Source organism: Sorangium sp. So ce394 (assembly GCF_051474665.1).
Classification (GTDB): Bacteria; Myxococcota_A; Polyangia; order Polyangiales; family Polyangiaceae; genus Sorangium; species Sorangium cellulosum_D.
This window is the reverse complement of sequence record NZ_CP150339.1, coordinates 8796370-8822542: the sequence shown is the minus strand read 5'-3', so window position 1 is coordinate 8822542 and position 26173 is coordinate 8796370. Positions and strand designations below refer to the sequence as shown.

Below are 26173 nucleotides of genomic sequence, written 5' to 3'. Positions count from 1 at the left end.
GACCTCTGAGCATCGTACGCTGGGACACATGAAACCACGAACGATGCGACAAGCCCTGCGCCCTCTCGTGATGCTCGCCATGGGGCCGGTGTTCTGTGCGGCCGTGGGGATCACGCTGATCCATGCCTGGCTCGACGTGCGGCGCCGGCCGCGCGAGCGGCGTCGACTCGGCCGCGCTGCGGTGCGGCATCGCCTCGAGCGGCCGCGGGAGCATGCGGGCTGCGATTGACACGGCGCTTCGTCGGCACGACCGCGGTCCGGCTCAGCGCACGAGGAGGAGCCAGAGGAGCGCCGCGGCGGTCGAGGCCAGGGTCACCGGGACACCGACCCTGGCGTAGGAGCGAAAGCCGATCTCGCGCTCGGCGCCCACGGTCTCCACGACGATGATGTTCGCCACCGAGCCGAGCAGGGTGAGGTTGCCGGCGAGGGTGGACACGACGGCGGTCGCGATCCAGGCGAGGTGCGGATCGGGCTGGCTGCGGATGTACGACTCCGCGAGCAGGATGAAGGGGACGTTGGAGACGATCTGGCACCCGACGAGCATCGCGATGCCCAGCCCGAGCACGCCCATCGTCGGCCCCGCGGGGAGGTAGGGGCTCGCGGCGCGCAGCGCCTGCTCGGGCATGCCGGTCTTCTGGAGGCCCGCCACGACGATGAAGAGGGCGCCGAAGAACACGAGCACGGTCCACGAGACCCGGTCGAACAGGCCGGTCGCGTCCCGCCGGTGCAGGAGGATCGCCGCGGTCGCCCCGCCGATCGCCGCCCACGCCAGGTTCGCGCCCAGCACGAACAGCACCGACACGACCGCGATGCACGCGAGCGGCACGAGGGCGCTCGGCCGGGCGTCCCCCGCCGGCGCGGGCGCCGCGGATGCGGGGGTGGGGGCGGGCGCCGCGGCTTCGGGCGCGGGGGCGGGCGTCGTGGATGCGGGGGCGGGCGTCGCGGACGCGGGGGCGGGCGTCGCGGACGCGGGGGCCTGCACCGCGATGCGGCGCCGGAGCAGGAGGTGCAGCGTCACGGCCGTGACGGCGAGCCCGATCAGCGCGGCGGGGCCGGCCTCCAGCAGGTACGCGCGGTACGAGATGCCGGACAGGTGACCCACGAGCATGTTCTGCGGGTTGCCGGCGAGCGTGAGCGCGCTGCCGGCGTTGGCGCCCATCGCGAGCGCGAGCAGGTACGGCACCCGATCGAGCCCCGCGCGCCGTGCGGTCCGGTCGACGAGCGGCGCCAGCATCACGCAGACCGAGTCGTTCAGCAGCACCGCGGAGGCGAGCCCGGCGCCCAGCGTGACCAGGTAGAGCAGGCGGACCGGCGAGAGGTTTCGCCGCGCGACCCACGCGGCGGCGCGCTCGAACACCCCCGCCAGGTCGAGCGACGCCGAGAGCAGCATCATGCCGAGCAGCAGGCCGATGGTGTTCGGCTCGACCGCCGCGAACGCCTCGTGCGGCGTCAGGCCGGCGCCGGGCTCGATGGCGCTCAGGAAGACCATGGCGCACGCGCCCGCGAGCGCGCCGGCCGGGCGCCCGATGGGCAAGATCGACAGGCGCCGTGCGGCGATGAGGATGTACGTCGCGGCGAATACGAGCAGGACGGACCACACGGCGCGGCATCAGAGCGGCCGGGCGCGCGCGTGTCAAACGGAGCGGCGCGGGCCGCGCTCGCCGCCGGCCTGCATTCCGGCTAAGCAGCGGTGGCCGCGGAGCGGCGCGCGGGCGGGGCGCTCTCCCGGGCTCCGTGGCAACGCCAAGGCATGAGCAGGCAGCTCTCGACCCCCACCGCGATCCTCCTCGGCAGCGCCATGATCGCCGCCGCGGTCTACCTCGGCCTGCGCCACGGCCCGGCCGCCGTCGCCCCGGATCCGCGCGCCGCCGCGGGCGACGCCTCGCACCGGGGCGAGCCGGCGCCGCCCGCCGGGGCGGCGGAGCGCGCGCCGGGAGAGCGCGCGCCGGCGGCGCAGCGCGCGCCGGCCGTGCCGCGCGAGGAGGTCGCGAGGCAGGCCGCGCGGGCGCTCGAGGCGCGCCGCCCGGCGCTCGTCGAGCGCTGCTACAAGCCGGCGATCGCGGCGCGGCCGGCGCCGCGCGAGGTGAAGTACGTCTTCAACCTGACGTTCGACGCCCAGGGCCGGCAGATCGCGCGCGGCATCATCGAGGACCGCGAGGCGTCGCGCCCCGACGTGACGGCCTGCCTGGCCACCGCGCTCCCGCCGGTGGCGGTCGAGCCGCCCGGCGCGAGCGTGCGCGTGGACGTCCCGTTCTCGCTGCCGTGACGGGGCCGGGCCCGCCGGGGCAGGGGGCCGCGCGCGTCGCCCTTGACGCACCCGCCTGAACGCCCGATGCCGGAGCGGTGACGCCCGACCAAGCCTTGAAGGAAGCGGCCAGCGGCGCGCTTCGCCCGGTCTACCTCGTGATGGGGGAGGAGCGCTGGCTGGTCGATCGCGTGGTGAGCGCGATCCGGGAAGCGGCGGCCAAGGGGGGCATCGCCGGGTTCAACGAGGACAAGTTCACCGCGGGGGACGCGCCCGTCGAGTCGATCCTCGGCGCCGCGCGGATGCTCCCGATGATGGCCCCGCGCCGGTTCGTGCTCGTCCGCGGCGTCGAGCGCTGGGAGAAGAAGGACGACGCCGACGGCGACGACGGGGACGACGAGCGCGGCGGCGCGGGCGGTGCGGGAGGTAAACGGAGCGCGTCGAAGCAGGCGAGCCCGCTCGACGCGCTCGCCGAGTACGCCAAGGCGCCGTCGCCGAGCGCGGTCCTCGTGCTCGTGGCGGCGAAGCTCCACGGCCAGCGCCGCCTCGTCACGTCGGCGAAGAAGGGCGACTTCCTCGTCTCGTGCGAGCCCTTGAACCGCCGCGCCCTGCCCGGCTTCATCACGTCGATGGCCCGCGAGAAGGGCAACCCGATCTCGAGCGACGTGGCCGACCAGCTCGCCGAGCTCGCCGGGCCGGAGCTCGGCTACGTCGTGGACGCGATCGAGCGGCTCTCGCTGTACGTCGGGCCGAAGCAGCCCATCACCGAGGACGCGATCGCGCAGGTGGTCATCCGCGTTCGGCAGAGCACGGTCTGGGAGCTCATCGACGCGCTCGGGCGGCGCCGGCTCGATCGCGCGCTCGCGGCGCTGGCGGACGCGTACGACCCGCGCGACGGGGGGCTGCGCCTGCTCGGGGCGGTGTCGTGGTCGGTGCGCCAGATGGTGAAGTTCGAGTCGGCGCTCGCCGGGGGCGCGAGCCAGGCCGAGGCGGCCCAGCGCGCGGGCGTCGCCCCCTACAAGGTGAACGACGTGGCGCAGACCATCCGCCAGCTCCCGAAGGGCGCGCTCGGCGGCTGGATGCGCCTGCTCGCCGAGGCCGACCTGGCGCTGAAGAGCAGCCGCCGCCCGGCGCAGGCCGTGCTGGAGACGATGCTGATCGAGATGTGCTCGCGCTGAGCGGGAGGCCGCGGCGGCGAGCGGCGCGCGTGGGTTGGCGCGCGCCATGAGCTCGACCGACCCGTCCGGGACCGCCCCGGGCCGAGCTCGTCGCCATCCCGCCGCTCGCCGCTCGGCGCCGCGGGCCGCATGGACTCGACGGCGGACGGCGTGACACGCCCGAGCCCGCATGGAGGTCCTGGTGAACCCGAAGAGGCTGGCTCTCCCTTCTCTCGCGATCTTGGCTCTCTGCTGGAGCTCCCTCGCGCTTCCCCGCGAGACGGCGGCAGAGCGCGCGAGCGCCGTTCCCACCCTGTCCTGGAGCGAGCTCCTACCCTCCCGCCCGCTCGTCGCGGCGATCGGCGGAGAGGATGTGCTCGTGGCCAGCACGTCCGCCGACCCCCTCGCGAGCGGTGGCCATCATTCCACCGCTCGGGCCACCGCTCGGGGCGCGTCGGAGTTCCGGGTCTCCAGGGTGGATGCGCGCGGGCACCACCTCTGGACGAAGCAGCTCAGCGCCGGAGGCCGGCTCTCTTCGATGGCGGTCGGCGGCCGCCATTTCGCCTTGGCGGGCGCGTCGGACAGCGGCGTCGACGTCGGCGGCGGCGCGCTGGCCGCGGGCGTCTTCCTCGCCATGTTCGACGGCTCCGGTAACCACGTCTGGAGCAAGGGCATCGCGGGCGCACACGACGTGCACCGCGTGCGCGTCGACGGCGAGGGGAACATCATCGCGCTGTTGGCGGCCCATGGCCCGATCGATGTGGGGGCCGGCCCGGTAGCGTCCGCTTCCGGCAAGGTCGTGACGAAGCTCGACGCGCACGGCCGCTCCGTGTGGAGCAAGACGTACGGTCGTGGGGTGACCGTGCTGGACATCGCCGTGACCCGCGACGGCGACGTGATCGTCGGCGGGAAGCTACGGGGCGCTTTTGACTTCGGAGGCGGCCCGATCGAGGAGGCGGGCGGAGGCGACGCATTCCTCGTCCGCTACGATCCCGATGGACGCCATCGCTGGAGCCGACGCTTTGGCGACCCCGACGACAAGCAGGATGCGCGCGACCTGGCCGTGGACGACGCCGGGAACCTCTTCGTCGCGCAGGCGGAGGAGAGCAATCCCACGCTCGGCCTGTACAAGTACGATCCCCGCGGCGAGCTGCTCTGGAGGAAACCGCTCGGCGCCAACACGGTGATCGCCATGGCGACCGATCACGCCGGCAACGTCGCCTACGCCACCACGAACATCACCAGCGGAGACTACGATTCCATCGAGCTGCTCGACGGTGAGGGTCGGAGGATCTGGAGCCGGACATTGGACCATGACCGCGGCTCGATCCACGCCCTGGCCTTCACCGCGTCCGGCGTGCTGATGGTGGCGGGCAGGCTCAGCGGCACGATCGATCTCTGGGGCAGGATCGTGAGCCCTACCCGTGACCCGACGGGGTTCCTGGCTGCGCTCGAGCTCGGTCCTGTCCCGAATCGGTGATCGACCGCCTCTCCAGATCGCCTGTGCCCGCGCTGCTGTCGCCGTCTCGTGTGGCCCGCCGGTCGCGCCCGTCGGCTCCGCTCCCGGACCGGCGTCGGGGCCGCATGATCCGCCTGCGGAGCACGCCCGAGCCCGCGCGGAGGTCCTGATGAACCCGAAGAGGTTAGCTCTCCTGTCTCTCGCGACCTTGGCTTTCTGCTGGAGCTTCCCCGCTCTTCCCCGCGAGGCGGCGGCACGGCGCGCCAGCGTCGTCCCCACCCTGTCCTGGAGCGAGCTCCTGTCCTCCAGGGGAGGGGGCACGCTCGCGATCACGACGATCGGCGGGGACGATGTGCTCGTGGCCGGCACGTTCGCCGGCTCCCTCGTGATCGGCGGCGAGCGGTTCACCGCCCGGGGCGCGTCGGACATCTGGCTCTCCAGGATGGATGCGCGCGGGCACCACCTCTGGACAAAGCAGTTCAGCGCCAAAGGAGAGCTCTCCTCGATCGAGGCGGGCGGCGACCATGTCGTCCTGGCCGGCAAGTCGGACAGCGGTGTCGATTTCGGCGGCGGCGCGCTGGCCGCAGGCGCCTTCCTGGCCAAGCTCGACGGCGCCGGCAACCACGTCTGGAGCAAGGTCATCCCGGGTGCGTACAGCGTGCCCCGCGTGCGTGTCGGCGGTGCGGGTGATGTCGTGGTGCTGATCGTGACCGAGGGGCCCGTCGATCTCGGGGCCGGTCCGATCGACTATGCCTCCAGCGAGCTCGTGGCGAAGCTCGACCCGCGCGGCCGCCACGTCTGGAGCAAGACCTACGATCGCTCGCTGACCGTGAGGGACATCGCGGTCACCCGCGACGGCGACGTGATCGCCGGCGGGCGCCTACCACGCTCTTTCGACTTCGGCGGTGGCCCGGTCGTGGGATCGGGCAACAGCGACGGGTTCCTCGTCCGCTACGATCCCGAGGGGCGACACCGCTGGAGCTTGCGCTTTGGCTCCGCCCACGACATCCAGTATGCGCGCACGCTGGCCGTGGACGACGCCGGGAACCTCTTCGTCGCGCAGATGGAGGCGGCCGCTGAGGACGGGCTCGGGCTGAGCAAATACGATCCCCACGGCAAGTTGCTCTGGACGAGGCTGCTCGGGATCAACACCGTGAAGGCGATGGTCGCCGATCACGCCGGTAATCTCGCCTATTCCACCGTCAATCAGCTGACCTCCGACGATGTCCTCGAGTTGCTCGATGGGGATGGACGCCCGATCTCGAGCCGGACGTTGCGCGATGAGATCGGCTCGATCTCCGGCTTGGCCGTCACCGCGTCCGGCGCGCTGCTGGTCGCGGGCGCGATCTACGACCCGATCGACAGGATCGACCTCTGGGGCCCCATCGTGAACCCTACCGGTGAAGGGACGTGGTTCATCGCTGCGCTCGCGCTCGTTCCTGCCTCGACCGGCAGGTGAAAGCCGCCCTGCGCGCCGTGGGCGAGCTCGACCTCCTGGCCGTCGGCCCGCGGCTCGAGCTGCCGCTCGCCCCGCGGGCTGTGGCGTGAACACGGCCCGTAGCTAGGCGGGCTTTCGAGCCCAGGCGCCGAAGACCATGTCGCTCACGTACGTGGTGTTCGCCTTCGTCCGCTCGTCCGCGAGGCGCTCTTCGAGCGTGTCGACGTCGATCTCGGCCTCGGTGGCGACGCCCTGCTGCACGATGCGCGGCAGCATCGCTCGGATGATCGCGGCGGTGCGGTGGTGCGCCCGCGGCGTTTGCACGATCGCCTCCGCGCGCACGCGCACGACGTCGAGGCCCGCCTGCTCGAGCACGGCGGCGAGGTGGAAGCCGATGTGGATGTCGGCGCCCTCGCGCTCCACCGTTCGCCACATCCATTGATGCGCGCGCTCATGGAGCGGCAGCGGCGTCAGGCTCGCAGGCACCATGGTGGCGTCGTGCTCCTGAAAGACGACCAAGCCGCCGGGGCGCAGGGCGCGGGAGAGGCTCTTCACGGCCGCGGCCGCGTCGGGCTGATACATCAGGACGCGCCTGCCCACGACGGCATCGAAGAGGCCGTGCTCGGGCGCGGGCGCGCCGAGGTCCCCCTCCGCGAAGGTCACGTTCTGCAGCCCGAGCTCGCGCGCCCGGTCGCGCGCCGCCGCGAGCGGGCGCGCGTCGCGGTCGATGCCCACGACCTGCCCCTGCCCGCCGACGAGCTGCGCGATCCGGAACGAGACATCCCCGGCGCCGCAGCCCACGTCGAGCACGCGCATGCCGGCGCCGAGGCCCGCATCGGCCAGCAGCCGGTCGGTCATCTCTCCAACCATGTCGATCATCGGTCCCACGCTCCTCCGCTTCGTTGGCCCTGCTCGATGCGTAGCGCGAGCGGCGCCGCCGCTGAAGGGCGTCGTTTGTTGACGGATCGGCGGATCTTTCGATCGGGGGAGCGGCGCTATCCGAGCAGCGCCTCGAGCACGCCCCTCTCCCGGAGATCGCGGAAGCTGTGGGTCGGGGCGCAGGCTTCGAGCTCCGCGAGGGCGTAGGTGCCGGTGGCCACGGCGATCGACTCCGCGCCGATCGCCCGGGCCGCCGCGATGTCCTTGGGCGTGTCGCCGATGACCACGACGCGGCACGCCTCGAGCGGCGCCTCGAGCCGCGCGGCCCCGCGCGCCGCGCCGATGCGCAGGAGCTCGTCGCGGAGCTCGTGATCGCAGCCGAAGCCGCCGAACGCGAACCGCTCGTAGATGCCGACGCGCGTGAGCTTCGCCTGCGCCCCCGCGCGGACGTTCCCCGTGCCGAGGCCGACGGCGCACCGCGCCCGCCGGGCGGCGGCGTCGAGCGCGTCGAGGACGCCGTGGTGGACCCGGGTCTCGCCGGCGAGCGACATCTCCTCGGCGAGGATCTCGACGTAGATCGCGAGGAGCGCGTCGATGGCGCCCTCGGTGACCTCGCGCCCGAGCGCCTCGAGCCCCGCCCGGATGATGGCCCTGTCGGTCATGCCGGCGAACGAGAACGCCTCGCACGCGTCGGGCCGGCCGGCAAACCGGTCGAACGAGCGCTCCATGGCGCGCCGGCCTGCGCCGCCGGTGGAGAGCAGGGTGCCGTCGATGTCCCAGAGGAGGACCGTGGGGCGCATGTCCCCATGGTAGATGCGGCGCGGGCCGAGGGCGAGCGCGGAGGCGCGGCGGGGGGCCGTCAGAACGCCCGTCCGACAGGGCGCGACGGCGCGGATGAGCACGCCTCGCCTCCGGTGCCGGCGCTTGCAGGGTCCGGAGATCTCAAGAGGGGTACCGCACCCGGACAGGTCGCGCGGCGCCCGGACAGGGGAGGCGGTCACCCGGACAGGTCGCGCGGCGCCCGGACAGGGGAGGCGGTCACCCGGACAGGTCGCGCGGCGCCCGGACAGGGGAGGCGGTCACCCGGACAGGTCGCGCGGCGCCCGGACAGGGGGGAGGCGGTCACCCGGACAGGTCGCGCGCCGCCCGGACAGGGGGAGGCGGTCACCCGGACACACAGAGGCTGTTTCTGCGCGTCGATGCACGAAGATAGAGAATCAAAGAGCGTTCGACGTAATGCGTGGCTCGCGCGGCGCCTGCGTGCCTGTCGATCGCTTCGAGCGCAATCGTGCGGCGATCTCTGCTAAGAGGGGCCGCCGAGGGCGGGAGATCGCGTTGTTCGGGCTCTCGTGCAGGTCGCCGACGCCGGTCGAGGGACAGGGCGCCTGCGAGCACCTCGCGAACTGCACGGGGCGCCGGTTGCGCGGAGGGTGCCCGGGAGACAAGACCATGCGACGCTCGCCACGAAGCCCGATCCCCGCGGTCCTCCTGCTGCTCTCGTGCGCCGCGCCGGCGGCGGCGGAGCCGCTCCCGCGGCGCCGCCCGTCGACCGGACCGGAGCAGGAGATGCTCGACGAGGCGAAGCGGCTCGTGGATCAAGGGCGCATCGCGGACGCGCGCGACATCCACCTGACGCTGTGGCGGCTCACGAGGAGCGCCTCCGACGCGTTCCGCGTGGGGATGCTGTCGTTCCGGCTGCGCGACTTCCAGATGGCGGCGGAGTTCCTCGCGATCTACTTCGAGATGGTCGGCACCCCCGAGGCGCCGAAGATCTGGGTGCCGCCGGGCTTCAAGGAGAGCTACGAGCTGGCGCGGGCGAACTTCGCGGAGGCGCGGCGGCACGTCGGGGCGATCGAGGTGCGCGTCAGCGAGCCGGGCGCGGCCGTGCTCGTGGACGGGCGGCAGGTCGGCGTCTCCCCGCTCCCGCACCCGGTGTACGTGGCGCCCGGCCAGCACCGCGTGGGCGCTCAGCTCGCCGGGCGGCAGGTCGAGGTGCCGGCCGCCGTCGACGCGGGCGGCGAGCGGACCGTGTGGCTGGTGCTCCGGCGCGCGGACGCGGAGGCGCCTGCGCTTCCATCGACGAGCAAGGCGGCCGCCCCGCCGGGCGCGGCGCTGGGCGCGGCGCCGCCTCGGGCCGCGCGCGATCCAGCGCTGCGGTGGTGGACCGTGGGCGGGCTCGCGGCCACGTCGGTCGCGCTCGCCGTCGTCGGGGGCGTCTCGGTGGCGGAGGCCAACGATGCGGCCGGCGATCGGGATGCCGCCTTCGTCCGGGCGCGCTGGGAGGCGTTCCGCTGCCGGCCGGGGCTGCCCGCGTGCGACGCCTACGCGGAGGCCGACGGGCGCGCGAGGACGTTCACGGGGCTGTCGGTGGGCGCGTTCATCGGGGCCGGTCTTGCGGCCGGCGGCGCCGTGGCCGCGGGGTTCCTGCTCGCGCCGGAGGCGAAGGTCCGCGTGGGGGCCGTCGGGGGCGCCCCCGGCGCGGCGCTCTCGTTCGGGTGGTAGGAGCGCGGCCTCGCGCTGGATTGCTCCTGGTGGGGGCCCCTTTCTCTAGTTCTCCGAGGGACAGCTCGCTTTGGTGGAGAACTCTGGGGCGCTCGTCGTAATGCGATGGTGCATGGTTGATGCGTGGCAGTTCACTTTGGTGGAGAATTGGGAGACGTCCATCGTAATGGGTCGTGCGTGTGTGATTTGACGCGTGCCACCGATCTCTGTGATCCCGAGGGCGAGCAGGCCTGGTATCGTCGCGCGCATGTGGAAGCGGCGGCTGTGCGCCTTCTGCGCGGTGTTCCTCGCGGGATTCCTCTGGGCGGCCTGCAGCGGTGACGCCTACGTCGATGTGGAACACGAACCTTCGTGCGAGTCGACGGAGGAATGCCAGCCCGAGAAGACCGGAACGGAGTGCATCGACGGGCGCTGCCAGTGCGCCATCGCCGAGGAGGAGAGCTGTTGCGAACCTGGGGCCGTGGAGGAGGAGGGCGACCCATGCGAGCGGGCGTGCCGCCCCGCCAGCGAATGCATCGCGCCGGCCTGCGAGACGTCTCGGGATTGCCCGGGGCCCGTGGACCCGAGGTGCGGTCAAGCGCTGTGCGTCGCCGGCGTGTGCAGGCTCGCGCTGCGTGAGCAACTCGAATACCAGCTCCCTGGCGACTGTCAATCGGTCACATGCGACGAAGTCGGGGCGATCCGGGTCGAGCATTCGGGGAGCGACGTCTTCGACGACGGCAACGAGTGCACGATCGATCGCTGCATCGACGGGGCCAGCTCGCACGTGCCTCAGCCGACCGGCCCATCGCCGGAGACGTCGGGGTATTGCAAGGACGGCACGTGGGTCGGTTGTCTACGAGACGAGGACTGCGGAAACCCGTCCTATGCGTGCTCCGGGGCCGGCAGGTGCGTCCACGAGTGGTGCGAGAACGGCATCCTGGATGTGTCCTCGGGAGAGACCGCGCTCGACTGCGGCGGTCCGTGCGATCCGTGCGCATCCGGGCAGCCGTGCGACAGCGACGACGACTGCGTCGAGCAAATCTGCGAGGACGACGGGACGTGCGCTCACGCGCGCTGCGGCGACGGTGTGCTCAACGGATCGGAGACGGACGTGGATTGTGGAGCTCCATCTTGCCCGGCGTGTGATCCGGGAAAGAGGTGTAGCTCGCACGGGTCGTGCCAGAGCGGCGTGTGCTCGGACGGCCTGTGCCGCGAGGCGAGCTGTAGCGACGGAGTGATGAACGGCGACGAGACCGGCCTCGATTGCGGCGGCCCCTGCGTCTCGTGCCCGCTGTACATCGACGGGCCAGACACCTGACACGAGGGATCATGAAGCTATTGAGAAGTCTCGCCGCGGCGCTCGCGGCGCTCATCGTCGCGTCGTCCTGGCTCGCTTGCTCGGACCCTCCGCCACCCCCGTACACGCCGCCGCCGGAGTGCAGAACCACGGCGGACTGCGAGTTGCCTTATAACGTGGACCCGAGGTGCGGGGAGATCGCCTGCATCGAGGGGACCTGCGAGCTCGAGCTGTTCCAGACATCGAGGAGCCAGTACCGAGGCGACTGTGAGATCACGCGCTGCCATGAGGGGCAACGTGTCGCCGAGCGTGACCCGGAGGACGTGTGGGACGACGGCAACCCGTGCACCGAGGACGTCTGCGAGCCGACAGGTCCCGCCAACAAGTTTGTAGAACCTTCCCCGGCACCCTCTGGCTCCGGCTTCTGCAATGGCAGCGGACAGGAGGTTACATGTCTGTACGACGCCGACTGTGAGGACCCGGAGCTGTTCTGCTCGCTCCTCGGGAACTGTATTCCTGTCGAGTGCAAGAACGGCATGCTCGACCCTGATTTCGGGGAGACGTACATGGACTGCGGGGGGCACTGCGATCCGTGCAGGATAACGCAGCCGTGCAAGAGCAAGTACGACTGCCTCACGGGCGTGTGCGGGCCGGACGGCACGTGCTCGGTCGACAGATGTCGTGATCGCGTGCAAAACGGCAACGAGACCGATGTGGATTGTGGCTTCGATTGCTACCCGTGTGCAGACGGGTACAAGTGCCGGGCCAACGAGAACTGCGAGAGCGGGATCTGCTTCGCCGGGGAGTGCCAGCCGCGCACGTGCAGCGACGGCCGACGGAACGGCGAAGAGGAAGACGCGGACTGCGGCGGGGACTGCCCTCCGTGCCGTTAATGAGGGCTCGCCGGCGGTGAAGCGGGGAGCGGAGGGCCTCGTGCGAGATCACGCGTCTCACGGAATGGCCGCCGAGCACATCAGGTAACCTTCATGGGCGAGCGAGCCGTCCGCCTTCGAGGAGCACCCAGGGGGATGATGCTGCGTACGCCTCGGTTCCGGCCATGGGCAGGCTTGGCGCATCCGTGAGTTGGTCGAGCCCCTTGTCTCGGATCTGCATCCCACGTTCGGTGAGGCGGTAGACCTCCGAGAGCATCGGGTAGCCAGCACGAGGCGGCTTCGGACCAGGAGCGCGCTCCACGGCCGCGCTCGAATCGTGCCCTGCCCAGTCCTCCAGCCGGCGCGGGAGGAACAGATCTCCCGTACAGGAAAGGAGATGCCACAGGTTCATTTGCGTTTCCGATTCGTGGGCGACCAAGGCCAACGGGGTTTTCCAATCCGTCGAGAGGAGGGCAAAAACTAGCGCGTCGAATCGGCTGAGACGCAGGGAGCCATCCGAGGGCTTCCTTGGAAAGAAGCAAGAGAGAAGTGCCCATAAGGAGGCGAGCTCCGGAAACCCGTCAACCCCATGGATGCAGCTTTCAACGAGCGGCAACGGGTTCTCGTCGACATAGCTGTCCCAGAGGCCAACGGCACGATCGTGCCGCTCGCGTGGCCAGGGGCACGCGCTGCCGATGCGTTCGAGGAGAACCTCATCTGAATGATCGGACACTGACTCCGAACAGGTAAACGAACGCGTCAACACCTCGCGGCTCGCTGCGTTCGACAGTGGGACTGGCTCAAAGTCGAGAAAAAAGACGTCGTTGTGCGGGAATCCAAGGTGGCGCAGCCAGCTACAGGTCCTCCAGAGGTTCACACGCTCGTGAAGGCTCGCAGATACCCATATGATGATCGGGGGTTCCCAACAGACATCCGGCGAATAGAGCCTATCCCAATCCTCGCTGACGTTCCACCACGCCTTGCGCGTCCGGCCATGCTCCGCGGCGTCTCGGCGGCTGGGTCCAACGATCAGGCAATCGGACGCGCGCACCAAATTGGCGACGCCAAATTGCGATAAGCGTTCCATCGTTGGCGTGTCGAAGACGATGTGTGTTCCTGCGTGAAGCATCGGATGGCTGTTCATGCTCACTCAAACCCGCAATCGTAGCACTCGCGATATGTGTAGCTCTTCTTGAGCTGGCAATCGCGCCGGCAGATGGCGCAGAGAGTCTTACCTCCGTCGATGATGCGCGTGCAAGGCCAGCCCCTGTCCTGGCAGTCGACGGACATGTCGGTACATGTCTTGCTCGGCGTGCATGAGCCCGCCATTGCGAGCTCTGCGGCACCTATCTCCTCGTCTCCGTCTTCTTCGTCTTCGTCGTTGTTCGGGTAATCTCCCGCCCCCACGGAGATCCTGTCGGGTATCCAGCCCCCGCGCCTCCCGGCTCCACTGTATCGCACGTGTAGGATAAATCACATGCGGATGCGAGCATCAATTCGAGCAAGCCGCACAGCACGAGCGCGCTCGCCTTCGCCCTCAGACCGTATCCCATCTCTCCCCCTCCCGGATGGTCGCACCGTTCCCTCAGCAGATGAGCGGCGTCAACAGGTAGCCTCGGGGCTGTAGTTATGTCCTCACGGCATCGAATCGGCGTTTGGAGCGTGGCCGGTCGGCCGCGTCGCGGGGTCTAGGTCCGCAGCGGCAGATCGATGCCGTCTCCGTGTCTGTCTGCGCGTGTGACCTGAATAGTTTCGGCGCCGCTGAACTGCTCTTGCGGGCTCGAAAGCACGTTCGCGACCCCTTGGACACCTTCCCAGACCGCCTCCCTCCGCGTAAGCCTCATGCTTATGCCCAAGAAGCAGAACAACACTCATTACGACCGCTGGCGCGACCAGGCCAAGGCCGCCGCCCAGACGGAGAACCCCCTCAAGGTGCCTTACGACGTCGCCCTCAAGGAGGCAGGTCAGGTCGCCGGATTCTTCAACAAGCACTGGAATCCCACGGACACGCTGCCGGGCCTCAGGCGCGTCAAGGCGCGGTTGCCCGAGAGCACCGGTGAGGAGATCGTCTCTCTGGTGCACGCGGTCCAGGAGGCGCAAACGAAGCTGCTCCTGCTCGTCGACCCCGTCGTCGTCGACCACGGCGAGCGCGCGCGCCTCGTCCTCGACGAGATCGAGTCCGCCCTCGAGTTCCTCCTCGACGACGGCGTCGAGGAGCCCGCGGACGCGCAGCTCACGGCCATCCAGGAGTTCCACGCCGACATCGGCCAGCGCTCCAGCGCGCTGCACCAGGCGCTGAGCGACTACGCCGGCCTCGCAGGCTCGCTGAAGGACCGGCTCGCGGAGGTGGACGAGGATTTCGACGTCGCCCTCATCACCGAGGCGAAGGAGCTCGCGCGCGCGCTCGCCGCCGCGCCGGCCGCGCCGCCGGCGGCCGATTCCGAGGTCAAGGAGGCGACCCGGATCCGCAACGGGCTGCTCAGGTTGCTCCAGGAGAAGATGGCGCTGGTGCGGAAGGCCGCAGCGCGGGTGTTCCAGCGGAATCCAGAGGTGCTGCGCGAGGTGACGAGCAGCTACGAGCGCCGCCGTCGCGCCGCCGCGCGCCGCGCCAAGGCCGCCCGCGACGCGGCGAAGGCCGAGAGCGCGCCGGCGAAGGGGCCGGGAGAGAGCCCTCTCCTCGGCTGAAGCGCCGCACCCCGCAGCGCCGCACCCCCGCAGCGCTGCGCCCGCGGCCTTCGTGACGCGGCCCGCCGCCCGCGCCGAAGCACGCGCACACCGCCGCGAGTTGCGCTACTCCTCCAACTCGATGGCGCTCCAACCTTTCCGCGTCGCCGCGCTCGCCCTCGTGGCGGGCCTCGCCCTCCTCGGATCTCCGGCCTGCAAGAAGGGCGAGGAGGCCTCGCCCGAGCAGGGGCGCAAACCAGGGAAGCAGGCGATGAGCTTCCCGGTCGAGGTCGCGCCCGTCGCGGCGGAGCGCGTCGAGTACGCCGTGCCCGCCGTCGGCACCGTCGAGGCGTTCGAGCAGGTGCAGCTCACCGCGCGCGTCGCCGGCGTCGTCGAGGCGGTGCGGTTCATGGAAGGCGACGAGGTCAAGGCGGGGCAGGTGCTCGTCGAGATCGACCCGGCCCGGTACAACCTCGCCGTCCGCGCCGCGCGCGCGACGCTCGACCGCATGACCGCCACGCAGGCCGAGGCCGCCGCCGGCCTCGAGCGGCGCGAGGCCGAGGGCGCCGAAGGCGTCTTCAGCAAGGAAGAGGTCGCGTCGTGGCGCTCCAGGGCGGCGACGACCGCCGCGCAGGTCGCCGAGGCGAAGATCGCCGTCGACCAGGCGCTCCTCAACCTGCGCGACGCCTACGTGCGCGCGCCCATCCCGGGGAAGATCCAGACGCGCACCGTGCAGACCGGCCAGCACGTCGCCGTCGGCACGGTGCTCGCGACGCTCCTCCGCCGCGACCCGCTCCTGCTCCGCTTCCAGATCCCCGCCGCCGAGGCCACGCGCGTCCGCCCCGGCATGGAGGCGCGGTTCGCCGTGAAGGGCGACGCGCGGACCTACACCGCGAAGCTCACGCACGTCGCCGACGCGGCCGATCCCGCGACGCGCATGGTCGCCGCGACCGGCGAGGTGCAGGGCGAGGGCAAGGACCTGCTCCGCCCCGGCACCTTCGCCGAGGTGACCGTGCCCGTGGGCGCGAGCGGCGACGCGCCCGTGATCCCGCAGACCGCCGTGCGGCCGAGCGAGCGCGGGTTCCTCGCCTACGTGGTCGACGGCACCACCGCGCGCGAGCGCGTGCTCTCGCTGGGGCTGCGCACGGCGGACGGGCGCGTCGAGGTGAAGTCGGGGCTCTCCGTGGGCGAGCGCCTCGTGGTGCGCGGCGCCGAGGCGCTGCGCGACGGATCCCAGGTCCGCATCGCGACACCCGGCAGCCTGCCCGGCGGCCAGGCCGCGGGCCACGCCGGGGAGGGCGCCGGCGCCGGCGCTGCGCCAGGGGCATCGGCCGGCGCGCCTTCGCCCACGTTGCCCGCCGGCTCATCGCCGGCGCCCGTCGGCTCACCGCCGGCGCCCGCCGGCTCACCGCCGGCGACCTCCCCCGCCAGCTCGACGCGGAGCGCGCCGTGAGCCTCACCGAAGCGTGCCTCAGGAAGCCGGTCTTCGCCTGGATGCTGATGGCGGCGACCATCGTCTTCGGCCTCGTCGCCGTGTCGCGCATCGGCATCAGCCAGTTCCCCGACGTCGACTTCCCCACCATCACCATCTCCGCCACCCTGGAGGGCGCCGCCCCCGAGATCATGGAGCACGACGTGGTCGAGCCGCTCGAGGAGGCGGCCGTCCAGGTCGAGGGGATCCGGTCGATCACGTCGACGTCGCGCCAGGGCAGCGCCTCGGTGACCATCGAGCTCGACCTGTCGCGCGACGTCGACGTCGCGCTCCAGGACGTGCAGACGAAGATCTCCCAGGCCCAGCGGCGGCTGCCGCTCGACCTCGACCCGCCCGTCGTCTCCAAGACGAACCCGGAGGACCAGCCGATCATGTGGGTCGGGCTCTCCGGCCCGTTCTCCCCGCAGATCATCGCCGACATCGCGCGCTACCGGCTGAAGGAGAAGCTCCAGACGGTGCCCGGCGTCGGCGAGCTGACCCTCGGCGGCTACCTCGAGCGCAACGTCCGCATCTGGATCGACGCAGACCGCCTCGCCGCCAAGGGGCTCACCGTCGCCGAGGTCACCGAGGCCCTGCGCCGCCAGCACATCGAGCTCCCCGCCGGCCGCATCGAGACCCAGGGGCGAGAGCTCAACGTGCGCGTGATGGGCGAGGCGCTCGACCTCGCCACCTTCAAGAAGATCGTCATCCGCGAGGGCGACCCCAACGGAGCCGCCCAGCCCGGCGCGGCCGCGCAGCCGGCGGGCCCGCCGTCGTCGGCGCGCGCCACGGTGTACCTGGAGGACGTCGCGCTCATCGAGGACGGCTTCGAGGACGTCCGCCGGCTCGCCCGCGTGAACGGCGAGCCGGCGCAGGGCCTCGGCGTGCGCAAGCAGCGGGGCTCGAACGCGGTCGAGGTCGCGCAGGGCGTCCGCGCCGCGCTCGCGGAGGTCCAGAAGACCCTGCCCGAGGGGATGGAGGTCGGGGTGAACTTCGACTCGACGAAGTTCATCGAGGAGTCGGTCCACGAGATCGAGCTCGAGCTCGGCATGGCCATCGCGCTCACGGCCCTCGTCTGCTGGATGTTCCTCGGCTCGCTCTCCAGCACGATCAACGTCGTCCTGGCGATCCCGATGTCGCTGCTCGGCACGGTCGCCGCGATCTACTTCCTCGGCTTCACGCTGAACACCTTCACGCTGCTCGGGCTCTCGCTCGCCGTCGGCATCGTCGTCGACGACGCGATCATGGTGCTCGAGAACATCCACCGGCACGCCGAGGGGGGGAAGGACCGCGTCCGCGCCGCCCGCGAGGGCACCGCCGAGATCACCTTCGCGGCGCTCGCCGCGACGCTGGCGGTCGTCGCGATCTTCATCCCGATCATCTTCATGGAGGGGGTGGTCGGCCGCTTCTTCCTCCAGTTCGGCGTGACCCTCTGCATCGCCGTGCTCCTCTCGTACCTGGAGGCGATCACCCTCGCGCCCGCCCGCTGCGCGCAGATCCTCGACGTCTCGCGCGAGGGCCGGGGCCGCCTCGGGCAGCTCGTCGACCGCGGCTTCGAGGCGCTCTCCCGGGGCTACGGCTGGCTGCTCGCCCGGGCGCTGCGGTTCCCGGTCGCGGTCGTCCTGCTCGGCGCGCTCCTCTTCGCCGGCGCGATCGTCACGATGCAGCGGCTCCCGACGGAGTTCGTCCCGTCGCAGGACCAGGGGCGGCTCCTCGTGCGCCTGCAGACGGCGGTCGGCTCGGACATCGAGGAGACCGACCGGCTCTTCCGGCGCGCCGAGACGTTCGTGGGCGAGCACCCGGCGGTGTCGCGCGTCTTCGCCGTGGTCGGCGGCTTCGGCGGCGGCGCCGTGAACACGGGCGTCCTGTTCATCACGATGAAGCCGCCCGAGGAGCGGTCGCTCTCGCAGGCCGACCTCCAGGGCGTGCTCCGCAAGGAGCTGAACGGCTACCCCGGCCTGCGCGCCGTGGTCCAGGACCTCTCGCAGTCGGGCTTCACGGCGCAGCGCGGCTTCCCGGTCGAGTTCTCGATCCGCGGCCCGGACTGGGGCGAGCTCACGCGGCACAGCGAGCGGATCCGGAGCGAGCTCGCGCAGAGCGGCCTCGTCGTCGACCTCGACACCGACTACCAGCTCGGCATGCCCGAGCTCCGCATCGTGCCCGACCGGGCGCGCGCCGCGGATCTCGGCGTGAGCGTCGAGTCGATCGCGACGACGCTGAACACGCTGGTCGGCGGCGGGCGCATCGCCAAGTACAACGACAACGGGCGCCGCATCGACGTCCGCGCGCGCCTGCTCGCGGAGCAGCGGAGCCGGCCCGAGGACCTCGCGCGCATCCAGGTGAGGAGCGCGTCGGGCGCGCTGGTGCCGCTCACGTCGGTCGTGAGCTACGAGGAGCTCCCCGCGCTGCAGGCGATCACGCGGCGCGACCGCGAGCGCGCCATCTCGATCTTCGGCAACATCGCGCCCGGGCGCTCGCAAGGCGAGGCGGTCGCGCGGGTCGAGGAGCTCGGCCGGGACCTGCCGGCCGGCTACCGCGTGGTGCTGGGCGGCGCGAGCGTGACGTTCCGCGAGTCGATGGGCGGCCTCATCTTCGCGCTCGTGCTCGGGATCCTGGTCGCCTACATGGTGCTGGCGTCCCAGTTCAACTCGTTCCTGCACCCGGTCACGGTGCTGACGATCCTGCCGCTGTCGATCGCGGGGGCCGCGTTCGCGCTGCTCCTGTCGGGGCACACGCTCAACATCTTCAGCATGATCGGCATCCTGCTGCTCATGGGGATCGTGAAGAAGAACTCGATCATCCTCGTGGATCACGCGATCGAGGTGCGGCGCGGGCACGGCGAGGGGGCAGGGGAGGCCATGGACGCCCGCGCGGCGATGCTCCGCGCCGGCCCGGTGCGGCTGCGGCCGATCCTGATGACGTCGATCGCGACGCTGATGGCCGCGGTCCCGTCGGCGCTGGCGCTCGGCCCGGGCGCCGAGATCCGGGCCCCGATGGCCGCGGCGGTCATCGGCGGGCTCCTCGTCTCGACGGCGCTGAGCCTCCTCGTCGTGCCGGCGTTCTACGTGCTCGCCGACGACGTGCAGGGCCGCGTCGCGCGGCTCCGGGCGCGGCGCGCGGGGCGCCACGCGCCCGCCGGGCCGGCGCACCCGGCCGCGCCGGAGGGCTAGGGCCGGTCGTCGGATGCGCGGCGCTGCCCGGGGAGCAGGGCTCGCATCGATGCCGATATTCCCGCGTACTTAAACCTGAAGACAGTGCTCAAAATTGAACATGAAGGCGGGAAGGCGGGAAGAAAAAATCAATGATCTTCCTGCCTTCCCGCCTTCATGTGAACTCTCTCCGGGCAAATTCGAGCACTACCGATCTGAACCACTTCATCACGCTTGCGAAGCTGCGGCAGGCGGGGACAGTTTCATGACGACCTGGATCAGCGGAGTCTGCGAAACGAACGGCGTCGACATCCACTACCTCCGAACTGGAGGCGCCAAGCCTCCCGTCGTTCTGCTGCATGGATTGATGGGGAGCGGCGCCTGCTGGACGCCCTTGGCGCGGGCGCTCGAGGGTGAATTCGACGTCGTCATGCCCGACGCCAGGGGGCACGGCGGTTCGAGCGCGCCGCACCACGGCTACCGGTACGACGATCACGCGAGCGACGTCGTGGGCCTCATCCGCGGCCTGGGGCTCTCTCGTCCGGTCCTGCTTGGCCACTCGATGGGCGGCATGACCGCCGCGGTGGTGGCGAGTCGAGGGGCGGGGGTCATCCGCGGCCTCATCCTGGTCGACCCGACGTTCTTGAGCCCCGAGCGCCAGCGCGAGGTGCGCGACAGCGACGTCGCCGATCAACACCGCCAGGCCCTCGGCTTACAGAGGTCTGACCTCGTTGCGCAGGCCCGCGCCCGAAACCCGCGCCGCTCGCCCGAGCTCATCGAGCTTCAAGCCGAGGCGAGGCTGAAGACCCGCATGGCCGCGTTCGACGTCCTCACGCCGCCCAACCCCGAGGTTCGCGGCGTGGTGAGCGCGATTGACGTCCCGAGCCTGCTCGTCATCGGCGACAGCGACCCCGTCGTCACGCTCGAGATGGCGACGGAGCTGCGGAGCCTCAACCCACGCATACGCGTCGAACAGGTACAGGACGCCGGCCACGGCCTTCCCTTTCAACAACCCGAGCGCCTGGGAGAGGTGGTCCTGTCGTTCTTGCGCGAGCTCGCTTAGCTGCTCGTGCGCCTCGGCCTGACGAATCGTTGCAGCTGACGAAGGCGCGCGACGCTCCAGCCGCAGGTACAGCTCCACCCCCGCGCCTTCGCAGCCGAACTCGAGCGCCGCTGGTGCTCGGCCCGGCCGTCGTCCCAGCGATCACCGATCCAGCCGATGCGGAGGCGGAGACGGAGCTCGCCGTGCTCTCGGCGGTGGCGCACGGCAACGGGCCGAACGGACTCGCCGTGGTCCAGGCGGCGCTCGTTGCCCTCGGCCGGCTCGACCAGCGTTGCCGCCGGGAGAGGCGTCTAGCGGGAGGGCGAGCGACGATTCGGGGCGCGCAGCAGGTTTGCCGACACGCTCTACTTGCTCACCGACAGCACGTCCAGGTGCAGCATCTGGCCGGTGGTCGGCGCCGTGTCGTACGGTGGCAGCCCCTCGAAATAATCCTTGGTCCAATTGGCGATCTGGCGTTCGTTGCCGTCGTTCATCACCACCTTGACCATGGCGCCGCCGTTGACCTGGATCGTCGCCTCGTAGTCCTCCTTGTGAATGTCGTGAGCGCGGTACTGATAATTGTTCAGCCAGTACGTCTGGCGCGGCTCGCTCACCTCAATCGAATATTGCTGGTAATTGATGGAATCGTTGGGGCCAATGCTACCGCCGATCATGAACGGCTTCACGGGCATCTCCCCCCCCTCGATGTCCGTCGGCTCCCAGATCCCGCGCACCCGCAGCTTGACCGTGTACGTCGTGTTCGGATCGCCGCCGAAGGTCACCTGCTTCTCGATGTGCTGGGTGTTGGGCGGATGATTGCACGTCGCCATGGACGCCAGCGGCAAGGGCGTCGACGGGTCGCACTGGGCATCGATAAACAGCTTGTCCAACCCGCTCGCATAGCTTGCCAGATCTGGAGCGGCGCCGCCGCCGCCTGCCTCGACGGCACCACCGCCGCCACCCGAGCCACCGCCGCCGCCCGAGCCACCGCCGCCACCCGAGCCACCGCCGCCGCCCGAGCCACCGCCGCCACCCGAGCCCGACGCGGCGTCATGCGTACCGGCATCGCCCGGCGCTGCTCCCCCGGTTCCATCCATGCCGCCCGTCTCGGTGCTGCTGCATCCGGCGACCGTAACCAGCAGCGCAAGCAGGGCCATCGCCGGCGTTGCGCAGATGCGCCGCATCCCCGCGGTATCGGGACTCGGACCGGGGTCATCGATGGCGGTGCGGTTCGCGCAGACGAGCCGCGCTGTAGCGAACGGAAAAATCCAGCTCATTGAACCAGTATCCTATGTTTACGATGCGTCTGCAAGAGAGTGTAGGCCAATCGTGGACCGGCGTCATCACCAGATGCGTCGCGCCGTTGCGCCTCGGCTTGCGGAGGAGGTGTCCCACGCGGCCATCGGCCAGGATCGAGAGGCGCTCCGAGCTGAACGGCGGGCGCGCGCCGTGCCAGCACAATCGCTCGAGCCCTTCGCGAGCCCCCGCGCGCCCGGTGATCGAACAGCCATGCTGCAATCCTGCACGGGTCGTTCGAGTGTCCTCGCCGCTGAGCTCGGTCGCGCTGACGCGACGGTCTGCGGCCTCTGCCAGCGTGGTGTAGGCAATATTGAACAGCCGAGTGAGCTCGTTGGCTCTGTTGGTTTTGTCGGCGAAACGGTGGATCGTACTTTATTGTATGTACGTTATGTCAACTGCCGGTCGGCGCCGTGGGCGGTCCGAACCAGGTGGTAAGGGCGTCGCCGAGGCCCTGGTCCGTGCCTTCTCCGACCCACGCGACGTAGCCGTCAGGGCGAATCAAGACCGCGGTGGGAGCGGCGACCGCGCCCAGCACCGGGAGCTCCCACGCGCCGGCGTATCGCGCGTCGACTCGCCGGACCCGATCCGCCCACGGCCTGATGTCGAAGGCGCCGGGCTCGCCGAGGTTTAGGAACACCGGTCGGGCATCGTGCAGCAGGGCGAACACGCGCTGCGGGCTGTCCGTGGTGACCACGTCGAGATCGGGCATGCGACGCCCGAGCAACGGGTGTCCCTCGCCGAGATCGTAGTTGATGTCCACACCAGACATCATCGCGACGTATTGCTGGCGAGGCGCGTCCCTCTGCATCAGCTCGGACATCATCCCGCGCAAGGCCTCGATGCGATCGTCGCCGCGATCGAGCGCGGTGAGCGCCATGGTGTTACGCAGCACGCGGGCACCGACTGGGTGCCGCTCGGCATGGTACGTGTCCAGGAGGCTCTCCGGCGATGTCCCGTGGACCACCTGGGCGAGCTTCCATCCCAGATTCACCGCGTCCTGCACACCGATGTTGAGCCCCTGCCCGCCCATCGGGGAATGCACGTGCGCCGCGTCGCCCGCCAAGAGCACGCGGTTGTTTCGGTAGGACGCCGCCTGCCGAGCCATATCGGTAAACCTGGAGATATAGGTGGCGCTGCGAAGACCATAATCCGTCCCATAGACAGCGATGAGCGCCTCGCGGACATTGCGTAGGGTCGGCTTGTCGCCCTGGGCGAGGGGCGGTTCACTCAACACCATGCGCACGCCCTTGCCGTCCTCGAGCTTGCCTATCGCATTGATGCCTTTTTCACCACGGCGGACGCCCCACTCGGGCTCTTCGGCCATCTCGACCTCGGCGATCAAGTAGCTGGTCGACGGATCCCACCCTGGGAAGTCGATGCCTGCTTTCTTGCGGATCAGGCTGCGACCGCCGTCGCACCCGACGAGATACTTCGCTCGCAACGATCGGCCGTCGGACAGCTCGACATCGACGCCGGTGTCGTCCTGCGCGAAACCCGTGACCTCACTTCGGCGATAGATCGGCACCCCCAGCTCGGAGACCCAGTCGGCCAGGATGCGCTCGGTGCGGTGCTGCCAGAGCCCGAGATAGTAGTTGTGGCGAGCCGGGATGTCGCTGATGTCGAGAGTGCCCCGCGCGAAGGGCGCGCTCCGAAACACCTGCCCTTGCGAAATGAAGCGATCGGCGATTCCTCGCTGATCGAGCACCTCGATCGTGCGTATGTACAGCCCGCCTGCGCGCAAGCCCTCGAGGTCTTGGCTCTCACGCCGCTCGACGATGGCGACGTCGACCCTCGCCAACGCCAGCTCGCCCGCCAACATCAGCCCTGTCGGACCTCCTCCGGCGATCACAACCGCGTGCTTTGTCATGGCGACACCGCGTCCGGATTCGTCGTGCATTTCGATCCTCCTGTGCATGCCATCTCTGGCTTGCGGCCGGCGACCGTACGGCACGACCCGGGGCTTGCCGCAAGCCCCCGTCTCTGGCATACGTTGGTAGTGGAGAGAGGCGGGGGTTGCTCTTCCCGGAGCGTCTTGTGTGTGCCCTCACACAGAACGACGGCGCGCAAATTTCAGCGAGACCCGCCGAAGTAGAGACAGGCCGTCCCGATGCGGCGGGCTACCGTGCTTCACCTTGGATGACGAGGAGCGCCACGTCGGCTGACGACGGGTTCAACCCGGGATGACGACGGGCTCCTCCCCGGCCGACGACACCCGCCGCCGCGATGCCGACGGCGTTGCGCGCCGCGCCGTCGTGATCCGCGCGCGCGTTCGCCCACGCTCGCCGGCCCTATCGCCGCGAGAAGCCCCTCGACATCCCGCTGCGTGCGCGCCTAGCGTGCGCCAAGCCCGGCAAACGACACAATGACCGCTCCTCAGAACCCGCTCCTCAACGACCGCGACGTCGAGTTCCTCCTCTACGAGGTGCTCGACGCGCCCCGCCTCTGCGAGCTCCCCTATTTCGCCGATCACACGCGGGAGACGTTCGACCTCTACCTCCAGAGCTGTCGCCGGTTCGCGCGGGAGGTGCTGTTTCCGACCTACCGGCCGGTAGACGCGTCGCCCCCGCGCTTCGAGGGGGGCGCCGTCGCGGTGCACCCCGCCCTCAAGCAGGTCTTCCGGCCGATGATCGAGCTCGGCGTGCTCACCGCGGCGCGGCCGGCCGACGTCGGGGGCCAGCAGCTGCCGCTCGTGGTCGCGATGCTCGCCGGCGCGTACCTGATGGCGGCCAACCTGAGCGCGTGCGGCTACCTCGGGCTGACGACCGCGGCGGCGCACCTGATCCAGACGTTCGGCGACGAGACCCTGAAGTCCACCTTCATGACCCGGCTGTACGCCGGCGAGTGGACCGGGACCATGGCGCTCACCGAGCCCCAGGCGGGCTCGAGCCTGGCCGACGTGCAGGCGCGCGCGGAGCGGACCGAGGCGGGGCACTACCTCGTCCGCGGATCCAAGATCTTCATCTCGGCCGGCGATCACGACCTCGCCGAGAACATCGTCCACCTCGTGCTGGCGCGCATCGACGGCGCGCCGCCGGGCATCAAGGGGGTGAGCCTGTTCGCCGTGCCCAAGCGGCGGCCCGAGGGCGGGCGGCTCGTCCCGAACGACGTCGAGGTCGCCGGCGTGATCCACAAGATCGGCTGGCGCGGGCTCCCGAGCCTCGCGATGAGCTTCGGCGAGCGCGGGGACTGCCACGGCTACCTCGTGGGCAACCCGCACCAGGGCATCTCCTACATGTTCCAGATGATGAACGAGGCCCGCATCATGGTGGGCGTCAACGCCGCGGCGACCGCCTCGGCCGCCTACCACGAGGCGCTCGGCTACGCGCTCGCCCGGCCGCAGGGCCGGCCGCTCGGCTCGAAGGATCCGAGGACGCCGCAGGTGCCGATCGTCGAGCACGCCGACGTGCGCCGCATGCTGCTCCGGCAGAAGGCCATCGTGGAGGGCAGCCTCGCGCTGGTCTCCACGACGGCGCGGTACGCCGATCTCGCCGCGCACGCCGCGGACCCGGCGGAGCGCGAGCGCGCGCAGCGGCTCCTCGACCTGCTCACCCCCATTACCAAGACCTTCCCCGCCGAGAAGGGCTTCGAGTCGAACGCCCTCGCGCTCCAGGTCCACGGCGGCTACGGCTACTCGAGCGAGTACCTCCCGGAGGCGTGGCTCCGGGACCAGAAGCTCAACGCGATCCACGAGGGGACGACGGGCATCCAGGGCCTCGATCTCCTCGGCCGCAAGGTCGTGGCCGGGGGCGGCGCGGCGCTCATGGCGCTCGGCGCCGAGGTCGAGCAGACGATCGGCCGGGCGCGGCGGGCCGGCGTCGAGCCCGCGTGGTGCGAGCGGCTCGGCGCGTCGATGTCGCTGCTCGGGGAGCTGACGATGCACCTCGCCGAGGCGGGGTTGCGCGGCGACGTCGAGCGGATGCTGCGGCACAGCGCGGACTACCTCGAGCTCGCCTCGATCCTGGTGGTCGCGTGGCAGTGGCTCGCGATGGCCGCGGCGGCCCGCGAGGGGCTGGCCCGGGGCGCGTCGCCCGCCGGCTTCTACGAGGGCAAGCTGTGCGCGGCGCAGTACTGGTTCTCGACGGAGCTGCCGCGGGCCCCGGCGCTCGCGGCGCTCTGCCGGTCGGGCGAGGACTCGTACGCGAGGATGCGGCCGGAGTGGTTCTGAGGAGCGCGGGGCGCCGGCGCGCCTCGAGGGGAGCGATCGAATGAAGAGGGTGGTCATCCTGGTCGGGCACGGGGCGCCGGCGGCGGATTGCCCGCGCGAGCTCGTGACGCGCCTCAAGGCGCTGGAGGGCCGGCGCGCGGCGTCGGGCGGCGCGCCGAGCCCGGAGGAGCGCGAGCTCGAGGCGAAGGTCCGCGCCTGGCCGCGCACGCCGGAGAACGATCCCTACCGCGCCGGCCTCGAGCGCCTCGCCGCCGAGCTCGCCCCGATGCTCGGCGGCGCCGAGCTCCTCGTCGCCTACAACGAGTTCTGCGCCCCGACCCTGGCCGAGGCCGTCGCGACCGCCGTCCAGCGGGGCGCGATCGAGGTCGAGGTGGTCCCGTCGATGCTGACCCCGGGCGGCGTGCACGCCGAGGTGGAGATCCCCGAGGCCCTCGCGCGGCTCCGCGCCGAGCACCCATCGGTCACCCTCCGCTACGCATGGCCCTTCGACCTCACGGCGGTGGCGCGCCTCTTCGCCGCGCAGCTCGCGCGGGACGTCGGCTAGGTCGGCAC

20 protein-coding genes are annotated in these 26173 nt (G+C 70.9%); 14 read left to right on the top strand and 6 right to left on the bottom strand.

The genetic code is table 11. The annotated features are described in order from the left end of the window. Window positions 1-67 precede the first annotated feature (67 nt). Window positions 68-229 (top strand): hypothetical protein, encoded by a 162-nt coding sequence (locus WMF33_RS32410; RefSeq protein ID WP_437332254.1) that lies wholly within the window; start codon window positions 68-70, stop codon window positions 227-229. Between the two features lie 33 nt (window positions 230-262). Here the strand turns inward: WMF33_RS32410 and WMF33_RS32405 are convergent, their stop codons facing one another. Then, window positions 263-1600, bottom strand: a complete 1338-nt coding sequence (locus WMF33_RS32405) for an SLC13 family permease (protein WP_437332253.1) — start codon at window positions 1598-1600, stop codon at window positions 263-265. Window positions 1601-1750: 150 nt separating this feature from the next. Here WMF33_RS32405 and WMF33_RS32400 point away from each other — a divergent pair, with 150 nt between their 5' ends. The 4 genes from WMF33_RS32400 to WMF33_RS32385 all read left to right on the top strand — a co-directional run bounded on the left by WMF33_RS32400 (window position 1751) and on the right by WMF33_RS32385 (window position 6320). Next, window positions 1751-2266: a hypothetical protein gene (locus WMF33_RS32400; protein ID WP_437332252.1), complete on the top strand. Its 516-nt coding sequence runs from the start codon at window positions 1751-1753 to the stop codon at window positions 2264-2266. 95 nt (window positions 2267-2361) lie between these two features. Then, complete coding sequence (gene holA / locus WMF33_RS32395; protein ID WP_437332251.1) at window positions 2362-3423, top strand: DNA polymerase III subunit delta; 1062 nt, start codon at window positions 2362-2364, stop codon at window positions 3421-3423. Window positions 3424-3940: 517 nt separating this feature from the next. Continuing rightward, window positions 3941-4882 (top strand): hypothetical protein, encoded by a 942-nt coding sequence (locus WMF33_RS32390; RefSeq protein WP_437332250.1) that lies wholly within the window; start codon window positions 3941-3943, stop codon window positions 4880-4882. 148 nt (window positions 4883-5030) lie between these two features. Beyond that, complete coding sequence (locus tag WMF33_RS32385) at window positions 5031-6320, top strand: hypothetical protein (RefSeq protein WP_437332249.1); 1290 nt, start codon at window positions 5031-5033, stop codon at window positions 6318-6320. A 102-nt stretch (window positions 6321-6422) separates the two neighbouring features. Here the strand turns inward: WMF33_RS32385 and WMF33_RS32380 are convergent, their stop codons facing one another. Both WMF33_RS32380 and WMF33_RS32375 read right to left on the bottom strand, forming a co-directional pair. Next, window positions 6423-7178, bottom strand: a complete 756-nt coding sequence (locus tag WMF33_RS32380; RefSeq protein ID WP_437332248.1) for a class I SAM-dependent methyltransferase — start codon at window positions 7176-7178, stop codon at window positions 6423-6425. Window positions 7179-7294: 116 nt separating this feature from the next. Further along, window positions 7295-7978: an HAD family hydrolase gene (locus WMF33_RS32375; RefSeq protein WP_437332247.1), complete on the bottom strand. Its 684-nt coding sequence runs from the start codon at window positions 7976-7978 to the stop codon at window positions 7295-7297. Between the two features lie 649 nt (window positions 7979-8627). Between WMF33_RS32375 and WMF33_RS32370 the strand changes: the two genes are divergently transcribed. The 3 genes from WMF33_RS32370 (at window position 8628) to WMF33_RS32360 (ending at window position 11852) form a co-directional block, all read left to right on the top strand. Next, window positions 8628-9680, top strand: a complete 1053-nt coding sequence (locus WMF33_RS32370) for a hypothetical protein (RefSeq protein WP_437332246.1) — start codon at window positions 8628-8630, stop codon at window positions 9678-9680. Between the two features lie 247 nt (window positions 9681-9927). Then, window positions 9928-10980, top strand: coding sequence for a hypothetical protein (locus WMF33_RS32365; RefSeq protein ID WP_437332245.1), 1053 nt, complete (start codon window positions 9928-9930; stop codon window positions 10978-10980). A gap of 11 nt (window positions 10981-10991) precedes the next feature. Next, the gene (locus tag WMF33_RS32360; protein WP_437332244.1) at window positions 10992-11852 is read left to right on the top strand and encodes a hypothetical protein; all 861 of its coding nucleotides are present in this window, start codon (window positions 10992-10994) and stop codon (window positions 11850-11852) included. A gap of 91 nt (window positions 11853-11943) precedes the next feature. Here WMF33_RS32360 and WMF33_RS32355 read toward each other — a convergent pair whose 3' ends face one another. After that, window positions 11944-12975: a hypothetical protein gene (locus WMF33_RS32355; RefSeq protein ID WP_437332243.1), complete on the bottom strand. Its 1032-nt coding sequence runs from the start codon at window positions 12973-12975 to the stop codon at window positions 11944-11946. Window positions 12976-13679: 704 nt separating this feature from the next. Between WMF33_RS32355 and WMF33_RS32350 the strand changes: the two genes are divergently transcribed. The 4 genes from WMF33_RS32350 to WMF33_RS32335 all read left to right on the top strand — a co-directional run bounded on the left by WMF33_RS32350 (window position 13680) and on the right by WMF33_RS32335 (window position 20178). Continuing rightward, a complete protein-coding gene (locus WMF33_RS32350) occupies window positions 13680-14516 on the top strand; it encodes a hypothetical protein (protein ID WP_437332242.1) in 837 nt (278 codons plus the stop codon). Between the two features lie 121 nt (window positions 14517-14637). Continuing rightward, window positions 14638-15948: an efflux RND transporter periplasmic adaptor subunit gene (locus WMF33_RS32345; RefSeq protein ID WP_437332241.1), complete on the top strand. Its 1311-nt coding sequence runs from the start codon at window positions 14638-14640 to the stop codon at window positions 15946-15948. Beyond that, complete coding sequence (locus tag WMF33_RS32340) at window positions 15945-19136, top strand: efflux RND transporter permease subunit (RefSeq protein ID WP_437332240.1); 3192 nt, start codon at window positions 15945-15947, stop codon at window positions 19134-19136. Before WMF33_RS32345 ends, WMF33_RS32340 begins: the two co-directional genes overlap by 4 nt. A 244-nt stretch (window positions 19137-19380) precedes the next feature. Next, on the top strand, window positions 19381-20178 hold the full coding sequence (locus WMF33_RS32335) for an alpha/beta fold hydrolase (protein WP_437332239.1): 798 nt from the start codon (window positions 19381-19383) through the stop codon (window positions 20176-20178). Between the two features lie 344 nt (window positions 20179-20522). On the opposite strand, the gene WMF33_RS32330 is transcribed toward WMF33_RS32335, so the two are convergent. Together WMF33_RS32330 and WMF33_RS32325 are read right to left on the bottom strand one after the other, a co-directional pair. After that, entirely contained in the window at window positions 20523-21434 is a 912-nt protein-coding gene (locus WMF33_RS32330) for a hypothetical protein (RefSeq protein WP_437332238.1), read from the bottom strand. A gap of 413 nt (window positions 21435-21847) precedes the next feature. Beyond that, entirely contained in the window at window positions 21848-23353 is a 1506-nt protein-coding gene (locus tag WMF33_RS32325) for an FAD-dependent monooxygenase (RefSeq protein WP_437332237.1), read from the bottom strand. 465 nt (window positions 23354-23818) lie between these two features. Here WMF33_RS32325 and WMF33_RS32320 point away from each other — a divergent pair, with 465 nt between their 5' ends. Both WMF33_RS32320 and WMF33_RS32315 read left to right on the top strand, forming a co-directional pair. Continuing rightward, complete coding sequence (locus WMF33_RS32320) at window positions 23819-25621, top strand: acyl-CoA dehydrogenase (RefSeq protein WP_437332236.1); 1803 nt, start codon at window positions 23819-23821, stop codon at window positions 25619-25621. Window positions 25622-25661: 40 nt separating this feature from the next. Next, entirely contained in the window at window positions 25662-26165 is a 504-nt protein-coding gene (locus WMF33_RS32315; RefSeq protein ID WP_437332235.1) for a sirohydrochlorin chelatase, read from the top strand. The last annotated feature ends 8 nt before the right edge of the window (window positions 26166-26173 follow it).